Below are 14,325 nucleotides of genomic sequence, written 5' to 3' on the forward strand. Positions count from 1 at the left end.
TCAGACTAATATCTCCCCCCGTCCACCCTATAGTTGTCTGTCATATCCCGGGAAGCATGCAGGCCACGGAAGATGCTTCGCATCTTCCTATCAGGCACAACCCGGAGCATTGTGCCGTGAAAGGAGAAACCATCGTGGCAGACCTTGTGCAGAAGACCGTGAACAAGACGGCGGTCTGGGATCTTGCGATCCCGATCGCCGACGCAGTATCGTTTGACAACTTTATTCTGTCCGTCATCGACGACAATCCCTTCGGGTGCGTCGGGTATACCGGCGCCGACGGGCAGCCTGTTCCCGCCGTCGTCCGGAACTGCGAGCACTACACCGCGAAGGTGAACTTCGTCGACGGCGAGGGCAAGAGGGTCGGGACCGTCTCCCTGCAGTTCCCGACCATCGCTGCCTTCGAGATGAACGCCGCGGAGGCCCTCGCGGCCGCGATGCTCCGGTAGGCACGAAGTTCTGCAGGAACGGAGCGGGAGCACCGCAGGTGCGAATCGCGATGGGCGCGGATGCCGAGCGGAACAACGCCCGCGAAACCTACTACGCCCAGCTCAAGTGCCACGACCCGGCGGGTGTGTCGCACCTGCCGGTGCTCCTGTTCCTGCCCTGAGGGCCAGTCGCGACTACTACGTCACCTTCACCCGGAAGATCGTCCGGATCTCGTCCTACCAGGACGACACTATCCACGATGCGGTCGAGACCTAGGCGGACGCCGTACCCGCACTGAACTGAGGGGGCTTTCGCCCCCTATATCGTTCCACCTACATGCGACGGAACTGACTGGCCCCATTCCTAATCGAAAATTTCGGCTTACTCGTCCTTCTCCGTTTCAAGAACGCGCCAATAGAGGGCATCCTGGATCCAGAAGTTCCCCTGTTGGCGTAGCCGGTCCATCTCCTCCGCAAGTGAAGAAACCTGCCTTTCACGTTTCGCCTGAATCAATAGTCCGATAATGCCGGTGACTGGAAGACTGTAGAGCCCCGCTACGCGGCGGGCCTCGGTCTCATCAAGGAGAAGCACATCGGGCCGGATCTCAAGAGCAAGGGCAATACTCTCTGCTTCGCCCCACGGCGAATTGGAAATTTGCCTGACAGGGAACTGTTCACAGTTCCCGTGGCGTGGAGTTCCTGCTCAAGCAGGCGCACCAGAGCCTTATCGGAGGGCTCGACCACACGTAGCCACCCCGACTCACGGGCTTCCCGGATCTCGATGGCCCCCGGACGGCTGCCGCCCAGTTCTACGACCTCCCGCCAGACCGCGGGAGGGATGCACACTGCCCCAGATCAAAGATCTGAAGCAATTGCATTGAAAATGCAACTTGATGAAAAGCGGCGAAGAAGGCCGATATGCCCGACCATCGAGAGGTGAATCAGCGGCGAAGAATTACTGACCGCGATCGGCATAGCCAATGTCCTGGTCGAGGTCTTCTTCGGCATAGTGCCGGGGGATCTTCCGTGCTCCGAGTAGTTCCTCCCACTCCCACCGGTTCATCCCTGCAAGAGCCGCCGCCTTCCCGGAAGAGAGGATGCCCGCTGGTAGAGCGCCACGGCAAGCTCCCGTTGCAACTCGACGGCAACGACGTCGGGAGGGAGCCGGAGCGCCTGGACGATATCCTGGGGAACTCTGATGGTAACATCGGACATAACCGGTTTCACCTGATGAATAAGAGATAGGAGGGAGAACCGATAAACGTGGCGGTGAATTCTGAGGCGCCGCAGGACTACCTTCCGGTTGGGAAGATCTCCTGCCACGAGAGCCTTAATGTTCTCGTAAGGCCGAGTTCGTTGATCTCGTGCCCCGGGGGGCGGACGGTTCGGGAGATCACCGTCTGGCGGACTTGGAACCCCCACTACATCTTCAGCGTCGAGGGGGGCAGGGATGACCCAGGAGTTGAGGATGTCTCCGTAGATCGAGGAAGAGGCGGCCACGATGGCGGGCACCCCGCAGTCCTTCGCCGCGACGAGGACGTCGAGCGAGCGTCCCGGTCACGTTCGTCTCGTTCGAGGCGAGGGGGTCCTTCACCGACCGGGGCACGGGCGGGATGGCCGCCTGGTGGGAGATCCCGTCCGCGCTGGGGAAGGAGTCGTAACTCGCACCCCTGGTGCTCCAACTCCGTTCCTCGCACCTAACGGTGCTCACGCTCACTGTGTTCGCGCCTCGAAGCCTGATGTCTTCTCAAACTCCTGTCCTGCGGACAGTCGTTCCTAGGGGGAACGTCGTTCCTGACGGTGCCCCCGCTCCTGCCATCTTGCAAAAAAATGTCCCTCCCCCGGGCCGCGTGTCGCTCAATCTCCTCGATTGCTTCCAGGATGTCGAGGAGCCGCTCGTTCCCGTCCCTCATAACAGCACTGCCTCACTGAGGACTCTCTTTCTGTATCGCTCCTTGAGCGCCGTCTCTGTCACCACATCCACCCGGCACCCGAGGACTTTCTCCAGATCTTGGATGAGTGCAATATGATCGAGGAGACTTCTGCCTGGCTCCAGCTCCACCAGGAGGTCGAGGTCGCTCTCCGGCCCCGTTTCGCCGCGGGCGACCGACCCGAAGACCTGCAGGTTCGTGATACCGTGCCGCTCGGCTATTACGAGAATCCTGGACCGCTTCTTCCTGATCAGATCCATGGTGACGGGCATGACTGATTAAGAAGCTCTATCGGGAGCCGGAGATATAAATTTGCTCCCTGGGTGACCATATCGTCAAAATGGATGGCATTCACCCACTTCCGGGCGGGGTCCGGGCAGTGCGTCTGCTTCTACATCACATGAATTTCGGTGAGAAAATGCCCGTACCTCGTCTGTTCCGGCTCGGCCTCTCGCCCTTTCACTTGCCGAGCGAAAGAAAGTATATCCCCGCTCAGCACAGATCAGGTTTCAATGTTGGCTACGGAGAACATTCCCGTCTCAAAAGAGATGTATAATGAGATTTTGGCTCTCAGGCGCCCGGACGAGACGCTTGACGATACGCTCGCGAAGCTGGTGGAAAAGTAAAAAAACAGCGGCTCACGGATGATGTCGAAGAAATTATGGCAAGGAACGAGTTCGTGAAGTTAGACCTGTGACGTTCCGCCTCATGGTGGAAAAACGTGCGCTTGAGTTCTGAATTCTCTTGATGTATTGTCCATGAAGCAGGAAGCCCCGCCCTTCAGGGCGGGTAGTTCACCCATCCCTTCTCTCCAGACTGACCCATGGCACACTCCCTCCTCCTCCGCCATGACCAGACCCTCTTTCGGAACTCGGGCGTCTTTGAGCCCACGTTCTTCCCCGAGCACCTCCATCACTGCGATGCTTGGAGCTTGCCTGGCTCCTCCGGCTGGCCCTCCAGGGTGGGAGCGTTGGAAGGGTCAGACAGACCATCACCATCCGCCGGCTTTGTGCCGGGATCAGGGGAGAGCGGGCTACCGGCAGAATGTATTTAACGACGGAGAGGGAACGATCACGTAAGGAGACGGGGCACAGACAGGCTACGGAAAAACTGAGACGTTACCGATTTTTGTTGAAGACATGTTCAACGATCTCGGAGTAACCGGAGAAAAAAAGACTATGAATACTCAAGAATTGCAGGTATTGCTGCAGTACGCCGCGTCTACATCGCCTTCGCCCATGCAGGCAAGCGTGCCGTGGATGCCCGCCACGGGCAGGCTGAATATCTCCCTGCTGAATCCGCAAGGCGCCTATTGTAAACAGATCATCATCGCGGTCCCTTACGGGAACACGCCGGACGCCCTCTTTGCGTCCATGCCTTCCATTGCCGCCAATAACGCCGATTGGTCCCTGCTGACAAAGGAAGAGGATGCGGGCGGTAGGCTGGGAGTCAGAAGCGCAACACCCTATGCGGCTTTCACGATGGTCTGCAGGGATGAGAAACTGTATAAGATCAGCGGCAATCAGACGTTTTCCATCTTCGGCGATATCAGCGGGCAATGCGGCAGTTCCACAATACAGATCCAGGAGACATCGTCGCCGGACAACCAGCAGGAGATGCAGGACAGGCTTTATCAATTCAACTGCGTCAAAGGCGAGCCGGAATTTTACGCCGACAATTTCATCACGACCGCTGCCGATCAGTATACCGTTCCCCGCAGTGAATTTCAAACAGGAGAAAAAATCCGCTTTGCCTGGGAGAGCAACGGCACCTATTTCAAACTCTACCAGAAAGACGGGAACCTTGTGTACCAGGGAACGCAAACCTCCTGTGTGCTGCAGGAAGGCGTGCAGAACGATACCGCCTTTGTGCTTGTTGCCTCCATGACGGGCGACTGGGATGGGGACCAGCCGCAGGCGGGGTACCGGTCCGTTTACATCTACCGGCACCTTACGGTGACGGTGGCAAATCCCGTGCTTCAGCCGTCGTATCTTACCGTCGGCGAATCGGCCGCGTTTAACGGGCCGGCGGCTTTTGTTCAACAAGCCTACTTTGACGAATATGCAAAGTTTAGCGGAGGCGCAAATATCTGCGGTGGCCTGAACGTCAACAGTGCGCTGTACGTGAACGGCAATCTGACTGTCATCGGAGAGACCGTGGAAAATTCTCTGAACGTACAAGGAAAGCTGACTGCAGATTCCGTCACGATACAGCGTTCATTGAATACGCGCGGGGCGAATATTCAGCTTGATCTGTTTCATCATGATATGTATACGGTATGCAAGGGGCCGAATCCCTATGCGCACTATCGGGCCGATGCGGATGGATTCCTGGTTGCTAACATCGCTTACAGTGAAAAGCCGGGCCAATCTGTGGCCAGGTGTACAATACAGGTTATAAACTTCTGTTATATAGAGATAACAAATATTCCCGGCAATGACAACAACGCCTTTAGCAGTTCGAATTCCGGGATAATTCCGGTGAAACGGAATCAAGAAGTGCTCATCTCGGGAAAAAACGATATCCCGGAAAACAATTCGGAGATCAAGGTTCTCTGGATACCCGTAGGAAGCGCCGCTCAGAAAAAGGAGCCCGACGGCTGAGCCGCATCCGTGAGGCGGCGTGTCTATGGGTTCGATACATATCAGAGTCATTGCGCTGGCAAGCTACAGCGACGCGTTCGTGCAGGCACGGCAGCAGGAAGAAGCGCGATTCAACGCCTTACGGCCAGAGTTGAATGCGGCAATCGCGGCCGTCAGAAACGTCGGCGACGGTGCCGATTTCGGCGCGATCATCGGCGGCATCCTTCCCCGAGATCTTGGCCCGCCGCTGCAGGAGCGCCCGGAGCCGGGCGCGGACCGTCGGGCGTTTCTCCACTGGTTGAAGAAAAAAAGGCAGCTTGAATGGTTTTCATGGTACGAAGATTTTACCTGCGAACTGCTGCAGGAGGCGCTTGACAGAGCACGTAAAGACGCCCCTCAAAACACGCTGTTCATCATTCTCCTGGCGGAGTCGTACTTTACCGATATTAATGACCGACCAAATGAGCATACCACCGTTTCGCCGTTTTATGAGCCTGTCATGCAAGATTTTTTAAATCCCTCATGCTTAACGTTGCTGCGGCCGCGTACGAGCATGGGAAAGCAAAGCCGGAAAATTTCAGCCTGCACCTTCCTGAACTGAAGGTTGAGGAGGACGGCAACGAGGCAGCCGCGGATGTGAACCGGAGACTGCAGGCCGGTTACGTGCCGTTGTGCTATCATGCACGAACCGGGGAGGAGAGTTTTGCCTGGTATCGCGGCCCGCTGGCGCCGTGTAAACAAAAGTCCCTGCCAAAAGCAGCACCGTTCTTCACGGCCGACGCCGCCATGATTTACGATCAGGCAAACGGGGTATTCGACCTCTCGCTCGCGGCAGCGTGGGAAGCCGGACGTACCGCGGCCCTGTCCGATCCGGACTTCGGACGGCACCTACTGTTATTGCGTGCGGCGGGCCAGCGGTTCGTGGATACGCTGCAGAACCGTTTGCGCAGTTCGTATTTCAGCGAAAAGAACGTTGAAGATTTCCACGAAGAAAATACGATGAGCGTGCAATTCGGCGCTCTGCTGGACGGACGGCTCTTTGAGGAGATCGGCAAGCCGCCGGTGCCGGGCCGGGCCGGAACGGCGCTGCAGAGGGCTGTCTGCGTGACGGACCCGGTGCAGGAGGTGAAAGGATGCATGGACGATCCGGAAGTGCAGGAGAAGATGTACGCGGCGGTGCAGAGGGAACTGGAGCCGGTGGCCCGATGGCTGGGGAAACTGCTTCTATTCTATCCGGTTCCCTTCGACTATCTGGTGGCGGATGAGAGACTGTTGCCGGTGGAGTCGCTACGCTTCTTTTATCTGGACATGAGTTGGCTGGACGCTCTGACGGACGGGGCGATGAGCATCGGGCTTGAGTCCAGCCGCCAGACCGCATTTTCCGGCATGATCAAAAAGGTGGCGCAGGACGCAGCGTTGCGCTCCCTCTGTGCGCTGCGGGGAGGGGCTTATAGTACCGCCTCATCCGGCGCCGCTCTTCCCGGGCCTATGTGCGGATTTCTGCTCCGCTCTGCAGTGGCGGCGGGGTGGCCCAATATGGTCGTGCGCCCGTACGACGGGGCGGGGAATGCTCTGCGCATTCTGCGCCTCGACCACCTATCCCCGAACGTGCTCTTTTGCGTCTTTGAGACCATTCCGCACCGCATCGAGTTCGGCGAACCGCAGGATGGGTTTGGTTTCGGCGTGCGGGAGGACGGCACGGTAACCCTTCGTCAGGCCGTCCCCGGGCATCGCGAAGGCGACAGGAGCATCGGCGCCCGGATAGGAGGTTTCCCGCTGTTATCCGGGCCCGGCTGCATGCGGGACGGACGGGTGCTGAACCTGTCGCCCGGCTCACCCGACGGACTGCTGGGCAGGATGGCGGCGGCCATGGGTAACGAGACGCTGCCCGGGGGCGTGCTGACCCCCGGCGCACTATCGATGCAGCTCGGCAAACCGCCCGAGACGATGATCTTTCACTGCCCGCAACAATGAAGAACAGATTTGCCTTCAAAAAGGAGGGATTGCATGCAAGAGACCCTTATTGTTCCCGTTGACCTTGACGCGCTCGTGGCTAACGAAGCGGTGATCAGGCGGGACAGTTTCCGCTGGTGGACGTTCAACTACAATGCGCTTTCCCAGTATAAATCAGCGGAGCCGCTGGCCTTTAACCAGTATGTCGGGGAGCAGAAGCCCGGCGTATATCTCCACTGGGTGCTTCCGCGCGCCCTGCGCACCGGCTTTGAGGAAGAGAACGCTGTCCGCTATCCGCTGGTGCCCAACCGGTGGCTGATCATCCGCTGCGGCAGCAACACCACAAAAGGATGGGTGCTGGAGAGCGACTGCCCCACATGCCCGGAAACACCGCCGGAAACGGCAGCCGGGACAAGCGCTTATCTGATCGATCCCGGCATTCTGGCCATGTGGAAGGATTGCGCCGATTCCCGGCGGAAAAACGCCAACCTCTCCTCGACCGACCCCCACGAGCCCATTACCGTCAATCTGGGTATTCCTTTCCCGCTGGAGAACTGGCGCGAACAGGCGCCTGAGGCGATGTTTTTAACCGCCCTGGCGCCTTCAAACGCCGAATTCAGCATCTATGTGGCGCATAACCGCAATATATTCTCCTTTTACGACGACCTGGCGGGGATCGACAACGACACAATCAGGTATTTTGTGGCGGGATGGTACTCCGATCCCGGCAACGATGTCGTTCGCACCGGTCCCCGGAGTTTTACCGGCAAAACTACGCAGGCGGAAGTGCTGAAGATGCTCGGTTGGTCGTTGACGGAGGGTGCGGTGCCCCAACAGATTGAAAGAAGCATCTACTCCGGCTCGGTGTTTTCGCTTGCCTGGGAGCGAACGGGCGCGGCGCCGCACGAAGACCCCCTGGAGGAGATCAGGCAGAACAAGAGACTGAATGTGGCCGTCGGGAACAATACCGTCGACGCCTTCAGCACCCTTCTGGCCAGCCAGCTCTCCGGGTATCAGGATGCCGGCCGCACCGCCGCACTGCTGCACGCACTCCAGTACAACCTGCTGCACGTCCTCGATGAGCCGAGCGGCGAAGCGATGCTGGACAAAAAGGTGCGGGACGCGTGGTTCTCCTCCAGGCCCGGCGGGTATCGCTGGGAGCTCGCCGCACGCCGTGCCGAAGGCGGCAGTGCGGACGGAAAAGAACTTGAACTTACCGGACCGGAGGAAGATTTCCTGTTCCGGCTCAATACGGATCAAAACGCCTACGAGCGGGAAGCGGCAGAGCTTCTTCAGCTGCAGTGGGACCTGCACGCAGCCTGGTGGAAGAAAGGGCACATCCGGCATATTTTCCCGAACCAGACGGGCTATCGCAGCGAAGATTTCGACGGACTGCTGGATGGGGCCGATCCCGCCTCCCTGCTGTCCCGGGTGCGCCGGCAGCTGGAGAAGGTGGATGCGCTTGCGCAGAAATTGCCCCCGGCCGCTCCCCGATGGAAACGGGGAAGAAGGGGGACAGGCGGCTTTTTTACGGGGCATTGAAGCGTTCGCGCAAAAAAGCAGTATCGACCCGGATAAACAGCTAAAGGCGGTAGCCAAAGCACGCTACTGGCAGGGAACGGATCCGGTCGTGGCCATTGCTGGAGTACAGCCCGCGAAAGAAGCGGACCCCGGCGTGAACTTGCGCGTGCGCCTGGGCAGCCAGCTAATCAGGGGACTTTGTGTAGATGGGAAGAGCGTCGAGGCCGCCCGGCTCGTTGAAACGATGCCGCCGTTACCCAACCGGGAGGCCCTGCCCGGGGCGGCAGCAGATCTTTTCGCGGAGTTTCTGCTCTTAGACCCGGAAAGCGCGCAATTCGCGGCACCGTTGTTGGGGCTGCCCGTGGAGGTGCTGAAAGAAAGGATTGCCCGGCATAATGACGGGGATTACCCGGGTGTTCTGCCGCAAAAGGGGCTGGAGCAGTGGTCCCAGCCCTGGAGCCCCATCTTTATGGAATGGAGGGTCCGGTATGTCCACGTCCCGCACGAGGCGGGAGGAAAGAAGAACCCATTCCAACACCCCCTGGTCTCGCCAGTATCGCATGTCCACGTCCCGCACGAGGCGGGAGGAAAGAAGAACTGGCTTTTCGACGGGATCGATTATATCCTGGACGACAATGCCGCCGGCGACGGCAACATTGTTCAATTCGGGGGAGTTTCCCCGCTGAGCACGCACATCAGACAGACCTTCAAAGAGCGGCTGCGGGAATTCGTAAGCAGCGGCGGGGATAGCAAAGGGTATGCGCAGCTCGACGACTGGATGCGCAGAGTGGACGGCTGGTGTTTTGTATCACAGGAGCTGACGGGCTTTCGTGCGATGCTTGCCCAGCGGGACGCCTGCACCTTTCGTACGCCCGGCACCGGCATGACGGAAGCGGCGGCGGACACGGTTCCTTTTTTATTGAACGACGTGCTCTCCGATTTTTACGGGATCTGCCAGGGCCAGATATTTTTTACCGATTTAATCTTGTATGATAAATTCGGACGGGTGCTGGAGCTGGCGCGCTCTGAAACCGGATCGGGACTGTATAAACACGAAAATTTTCCGCTCCTGCGCGACGCGGCCATGCTGCCGCCGCGCAGCCTTCAGCCGGCGGTTACGGCACCCGCACAGCTGCCGCCGCGCCTGCTTCAGCATATGCGCCTGGAGGTCCTTTTGAGCGACCAGCGAGACGACAGCATGATGTTAGGAGAGAGCCCCCGGGTCAACCCCATCTGCGGATGGATACTGGTGAATCATCTGGACCATGGACTGCTCCTGTATGCGCCGGACGGTTCCGCGATGGGAGAATTGCGTCTGCAAAAGCCGGCCCGGGGAGATAAGCGCGTGGTATGGTCGCCTCCGGTACACGGTGAAATACGGACGCTGCTGCAGATTCACCAGGTTTTTCCCCACCTCGGCGCCTTTATTGCCGGGCTGGCCGGACGGGGGGAAGCGGACTTTTCCGCGTTTTTAGAGACGGTAGACGGGGCAATGTGGACGTTAGAGCCCCTTGGGGAGCGAAGCGACCTGCATCTCTCCCTCCTCATCGGCAGGCCGCTTGCGTTGGTTCGCGCTGGATTCCGCTTTCAACTGGAGGGGCCGCCCCTCACCGACGCAGGATGGCAGGCGACTTTTGCGCCCATCGAGCCGCCGTTCTTAAAATACGGTTTTTCCCTGCGTTTAGGGGATCAAATTGCCCGAAATGACGGAACTATCGGTTATTTTGCCGGAAACGACTATACATGCTTCCACAGTGTGGCGGCCCCGCCGTTCCATACCGGTTACGTCTGCCGGATCGGGCCTCCGGGCAAGCCGCAGGGAAATTATCTCGAGCTGGCGGTAGGTGCGTCGGCTCCGGCGTATGTCACGCTGCTGGTGGACCCACGCTCACCGATTCATGCTTTTACCGGGCTGCTCCCGGTCAAGGACTTCAAAATTCCGGCACGGTTTTTTGAACCGGCACTGAAAAAGGTGGAGGCGTCCTTCCATATCGGTCCGCTGCTTACCAAAATAATGCCGACAGAAACCACCGGAGAAGAGGAGCAGGTCCTCGAAAATACTGTTGCCGTCTTACCGCCGGCCGCACAAAACGGAACCTGGTCATGGTGGGAGAAGGAATGGGCACAGGGTGGAGGGTTGCAATGGAATAGGTATGGCCTGAGGGACGCTTCGCCCGACGCGCGGATGGAAAACGCATCCGTATCCCTGCGTGAAGGGATATTGCAGCTGATCGTCGCTCTGAATGAAGAAAAAAAAGAGTAAATAGGCACCCCGGCCCGGACGTCTACGACGTCAATTCCCGTCGCCTCAAAGGAGAGGGCGAGCTGGTATCTGGAGGTCACGGAAGGCGTTCTCGGAGATCTTCGTCACCTCGGCCGCGGTCGTCGGGATCACCTCACGGGTCGTGAGGACCAATTAGCCTGGCCTGACAAAGGGAGGACTATTACTCGGGGAGACGATGTGGTAGTGACGATTCAATCAGATTGATTGAGATTCACATCGGAATATACTTGTGGGCGTTCTCTCTATCGGTAGCGTAATGAAAGTCCCGACATCGCTGCTTCCTCTCGTTGTCACTCTGCAACGCTTTGAATGACGATGAACCAATCGCGTCAAGTTACCAGAGCACGATTCCTGCCAGGAAATATCCATCCCTGTCGGTTAAGATCGGCCCGGATGCAATCCCTTTTCGTTTTTTCGGAGATCTCCGGATCGTAACCCGCGCGACTCCATAGAGATATCAGTCATAATGCGGCACGAGATTCATCAGACGTAACAATTGTTCATTTTCTATCTTCGGGAACTTATTCCGGACCAGTTCGATGACCCTTGAGCGATAAATGAACTCGACTTCAGCAGGGCTATCCAGTCCCTCGTTAATCTCCTGGGGGAACGTGAAAAGGGGGTGCTCTGTGGTCACCCTGGCAAAATGCATCGCTCGCCCTTCTCCGAGAGCAAGAACGAATCTTTTTACGGCCCCTTTTGAATAGTCGAACCCTGCATGCTGACAGATATACTCCGTAATTTCCAGGATTGAGGGGTTACTCAGGTCCTTAAAGCATTTGATGAACTGTTGAGCGAAAGCCAGGCGAGTATTGCGGTCTTGGGGATAACTCACGGAATGTTCGAGAAACTGCGATACGTCTCCCATTAATGCTCCCTCTTCGGTAGCGGCCGTTTCGCTGCTGATCAGGGAGTTGTCTTTGAAGATGATGAACGGATGGCCTGTCCGCGGGTCCGTCTCAATTCTTTCAACGACATCCCCCACAAACGATTCCATGAACGGCTTAAACGATGGATAACCCAGGTTTTTTTCAGAGAAAGACGGCTCCATCCGCAGCAACTGGTTTTTCAACTCAGAGAGGTGAATCCGTTCACCCGGAGTCCATGTTCTGTTGAAACGGATTAGCAAACTTCTGGCAGTCGAAAGCGACGGGCCTGCATTAACTCCCATCTTTGAAGCGTCACTTCCGATATCTTTGTCTTCGGCGAGACCTAATAAATCGTCCATCGATTTGAAGATCGTACAATTCTTTTTTAGAATCGATCCGACCGACACCTCAAATCCGACCACATGTACCTGCTTGCCCTTTGCCATCACGTTCCGGGTCAGAGGAACGAAATCGGTATCCCCTGATCCAAGTATAAAAATGTCCAGCGGTAGATACTGGATATCGTTCAAGATTTCGATGGTCATTTGAAGGTCCGCGGCATTTTTCCCCTGTGAATTCATGACCGGAACGTGCCTCATCTCAAAGCCGTGGTCTACAAGCATTCTGACATAATTTGTTGCATAGGGCTGAGTCCAGTCGGCATATGCTCTTTTAACGGTAATAATTCCTTTGCTTGCCGCATAATCCATCAGAGGCTCAACGTCAAAGGGCCTTTCCAGATGCGGACATGTATTTGAAGCTGAAATCGATAGATTTGCAAAATCAAGGTATATCCCTACGTTCGGTCCTTCCATTGTCACACAGAAGGTGTGGTTTCTGCCTTGCCTGATAAGGATTTCGGTTTTTGCTCGGTGCACGGTATTCGAAAAAAGTTGATATGCTTTGAATGTCTCGTGCTCCTGTAGTGTTTCAAGCCGGTCAGGCCGCACCGCGGCTCGACCTAAATTTCAGTCGCGAAATTTCCTCTTTACCCCGAGTACGCACGGATAACCCCCCGGTAAACGTCCACTGCCTTCTCAAGCTGCCCTACGCGGACACGCTCGTCCACCGCGTGCAGCGTCGGGACCTCTCCCGGCCCGTACTCCACGACGGTAAACCCTCTGTCGCGGAGGTACCTCGCGTCGCTTGCGGCCCATTGGAGGAACGGGACTGCCGGCGTACCGTAGACCCGCTCCATCTCACGGCAGACCGTCCGGACGATCCGGGCGTCCGTGGGCGTCAGGGTCGGTTCGGCGGCATCCATCTCGCGTATCGCGGCGTCCGGGGCGTGCTCGGCGATGCCCCGCCGGAGATCGTCGAGGGAGCACCCCCACGGCACCCGGACGTCAAGTTCCATCCGGCACTTCTCCGCCACAATGTTCGCCTTCTCCCCCCCTTCGATGCGTCCCGGATTGAACATCACCCTCGTCAGGATGGCGTCCCCTCCCGCGATGCCGAAGGCATCGCGGAAGACCCTGGCCGACTGCGCGATGAGCGGCCGGAGGTCTTCGCCGACCGGGAACGGGCGCGCGTGGACCTTCCGCAGGTACTCTACGAGATCGAACGCCGCCATGACGGCGCTCTTGCCGACCAGGGGGTAGAGCGAACTGTGGCCCGGCTTGCCGCGGAAGGTGAGGGCGATCCGGTAGAGACCCTTCTGGCCGACCGCCAGACCCATCTCCGGTGTCGGTTCCGCAATCAGGCAGTCCCGGGGCAGAAGCAGGTTCTCTGCGAGCAGCGACCGGATGCCGTACTCCCCGCCGGTCTCCTCGTCGCAGACGAATGCAAACTGGGCCTTCGGCTCCGCACCGCTTTCGATCAGGTCCCGGTAGGCGATGAGGAGAGCGGCGCACCCCCCTTTCATGTCGGTGGCGCCCCGCCCCCAGACGTAGCCGTCGGCAACCTCGCCGCTGTAGGGGTCATGCGTCCAGCCGTCGGGGATGGCGGGGACCACGTCGATGTGACCGCAGAGGAGGAGCCGGGGGTCGGGTTCGGTCGTGATGAGGTTGTCCCGCCCGCCCGGATGCGGGACGATGCGGGTCTTCACCCCGAGCGCGTCGAGGAACTCCGCTATGAACATAGCGAGGTCTGCCGTGTTTCCCGGCGGGTTCTCGCTCCTGATCCTGACAAGCGCCGAGGCAAGGCGGGCGACATCCATTACCGGTCTCCTTCAGGCGGAGTGACTCTGGGCAAACTCATCGAAGAGGCGGGCGAGCGACGAGGTCTTATAGAGTTGTTTGATGAATTTCGGGTCGAAGAACTCGTCGATGAACGTCTCGAGGTACTCGACCGGGATCGCCTTTTTGTCGTCGGGGTTGAGCACGATGCGGAAACTCCGGTACTGGGCGGGGTCGTCGCGGTCATAGATGCCGGACCAGAGCATCGGGAGTTCCTCGAACTTCTCGTGGTGCTCGGCTTTCAGCCAGTTGACGAAATCGGGGAAGTATGCCCGCTCGCCGACCTTCTCCTCATCCACCCGCCACCGCAGGTACTCCATGCTCATGACGTTCCGGGGCGACATGTAGTTGTAGGCGAGGATACTGAGGGTGAAATCGATGTGGGCGAGAGCATCAATGAAGTAGAAGTACAGAACCGGGTGAAACTCGGCGGTGCTCTCCAGGATCAGCGATTTGCCGTACAATTTCTGCATGGCACGGGCATATTCGTTTCCTTCCAGCATACTCTCCTATTGGGGAGGGAGGTACAAATACTATTCCTTCCCTGCAGGGTGCGACGGACCGATAGGTCCGGAGCTTG

The 14,325-nt window shown here is 58.1% G+C and carries 14 protein-coding genes; 7 read left to right on the forward strand and 7 right to left on the reverse strand.

Features of this window, described 5'->3' with window-relative positions:
- Window positions 1-134 precede the first annotated feature (134 nt).
- Together BRA42_RS06685 and BRA42_RS06690 are read left to right on the forward strand one after the other, a co-directional pair.
- Window positions 135-449: a hypothetical protein gene (locus tag BRA42_RS06685; RefSeq protein WP_292408059.1), complete on the forward strand. Its 315-nt coding sequence runs from the start codon at window positions 135-137 to the stop codon at window positions 447-449.
- A 38-nt stretch (window positions 450-487) separates the two neighbouring features.
- On the forward strand, window positions 488-610 hold the full coding sequence (locus BRA42_RS06690; protein ID WP_292408056.1) for a hypothetical protein: 123 nt from the start codon (window positions 488-490) through the stop codon (window positions 608-610).
- Between the two features lie 200 nt (window positions 611-810).
- On the opposite strand, the gene BRA42_RS06695 is transcribed toward BRA42_RS06690, so the two are convergent.
- From BRA42_RS06695 to BRA42_RS06710, 4 genes are all read right to left on the reverse strand, one after another.
- The gene (locus tag BRA42_RS06695) at window positions 811-1,020 is read right to left on the reverse strand and encodes a DUF3368 domain-containing protein (protein WP_292408053.1); all 210 of its coding nucleotides are present in this window, start codon (window positions 1,018-1,020) and stop codon (window positions 811-813) included.
- A 363-nt stretch (window positions 1,021-1,383) separates the two neighbouring features.
- The gene (locus BRA42_RS14525; protein ID WP_342771264.1) at window positions 1,384-1,491 is read right to left on the reverse strand and encodes a UPF0175 family protein; all 108 of its coding nucleotides are present in this window, start codon (window positions 1,489-1,491) and stop codon (window positions 1,384-1,386) included.
- Complete coding sequence (locus tag BRA42_RS06705; protein WP_342771265.1) at window positions 1,488-1,643, reverse strand: hypothetical protein; 156 nt, start codon at window positions 1,641-1,643, stop codon at window positions 1,488-1,490. Before BRA42_RS06705 ends, BRA42_RS14525 begins: the two co-directional genes overlap by 4 nt.
- 694 nt (window positions 1,644-2,337) lie before the next feature.
- Window positions 2,338-2,619: a nucleotidyltransferase family protein gene (locus tag BRA42_RS06710; protein WP_292408050.1), complete on the reverse strand. Its 282-nt coding sequence runs from the start codon at window positions 2,617-2,619 to the stop codon at window positions 2,338-2,340.
- A gap of 918 nt (window positions 2,620-3,537) precedes the next feature.
- Between BRA42_RS06710 and BRA42_RS06715 the strand changes: the two genes are divergently transcribed.
- The 5 genes from BRA42_RS06715 to BRA42_RS06735 are packed head-to-tail and all read left to right on the forward strand — an operon-like array spanning window position 3,538 to window position 10,678.
- Window positions 3,538-4,962 carry a hypothetical protein gene (locus BRA42_RS06715; protein WP_342772108.1) on the forward strand — a complete coding sequence of 475 codons (1,425 nt, stop codon included), beginning with the start codon at window positions 3,538-3,540 and terminating at the stop codon, window positions 4,960-4,962.
- 25 nt (window positions 4,963-4,987) lie between these two features.
- Window positions 4,988-5,542 (forward strand): hypothetical protein, encoded by a 555-nt coding sequence (locus BRA42_RS06720; RefSeq protein ID WP_342771267.1) that lies wholly within the window; start codon window positions 4,988-4,990, stop codon window positions 5,540-5,542.
- Window positions 5,464-6,915 carry a hypothetical protein gene (locus tag BRA42_RS06725; protein WP_342770399.1) on the forward strand — a complete coding sequence of 484 codons (1,452 nt, stop codon included), beginning with the start codon at window positions 5,464-5,466 and terminating at the stop codon, window positions 6,913-6,915. The genes BRA42_RS06720 and BRA42_RS06725 overlap by 79 nt, the downstream gene beginning before the upstream one ends.
- 33 nt (window positions 6,916-6,948) lie before the next feature.
- Window positions 6,949-8,436 carry a hypothetical protein gene (locus BRA42_RS06730; RefSeq protein ID WP_342771268.1) on the forward strand — a complete coding sequence of 496 codons (1,488 nt, stop codon included), beginning with the start codon at window positions 6,949-6,951 and terminating at the stop codon, window positions 8,434-8,436.
- Window positions 8,351-10,678, forward strand: a complete 2,328-nt coding sequence (locus tag BRA42_RS06735; protein WP_342771269.1) for a hypothetical protein — start codon at window positions 8,351-8,353, stop codon at window positions 10,676-10,678. The genes BRA42_RS06730 and BRA42_RS06735 overlap by 86 nt, the downstream gene beginning before the upstream one ends.
- 478 nt (window positions 10,679-11,156) lie before the next feature.
- On the opposite strand, the gene BRA42_RS06740 is transcribed toward BRA42_RS06735, so the two are convergent.
- The 3 genes from BRA42_RS06740 to BRA42_RS06750 all read right to left on the reverse strand — a co-directional run bounded on the left by BRA42_RS06740 (window position 11,157) and on the right by BRA42_RS06750 (window position 14,248).
- The gene (locus BRA42_RS06740; RefSeq protein ID WP_292408022.1) at window positions 11,157-12,383 is read right to left on the reverse strand and encodes an NYN domain-containing protein; all 1,227 of its coding nucleotides are present in this window, start codon (window positions 12,381-12,383) and stop codon (window positions 11,157-11,159) included.
- Between the two features lie 173 nt (window positions 12,384-12,556).
- Window positions 12,557-13,726 (reverse strand): M20 family metallopeptidase, encoded by a 1,170-nt coding sequence (locus BRA42_RS06745; RefSeq protein WP_292407785.1) that lies wholly within the window; start codon window positions 13,724-13,726, stop codon window positions 12,557-12,559.
- A gap of 12 nt (window positions 13,727-13,738) precedes the next feature.
- Window positions 13,739-14,248, reverse strand: coding sequence for a hypothetical protein (locus BRA42_RS06750; protein WP_292407788.1), 510 nt, complete (start codon window positions 14,246-14,248; stop codon window positions 13,739-13,741).
- Between the last annotated feature and the right edge of the window lie 77 nt (window positions 14,249-14,325).

The organism is Methanoculleus sp. UBA374 (assembly GCA_002508705.1).
GTDB lineage: Archaea > Halobacteriota > Methanomicrobia > Methanomicrobiales > Methanoculleaceae > Methanoculleus > Methanoculleus palmolei.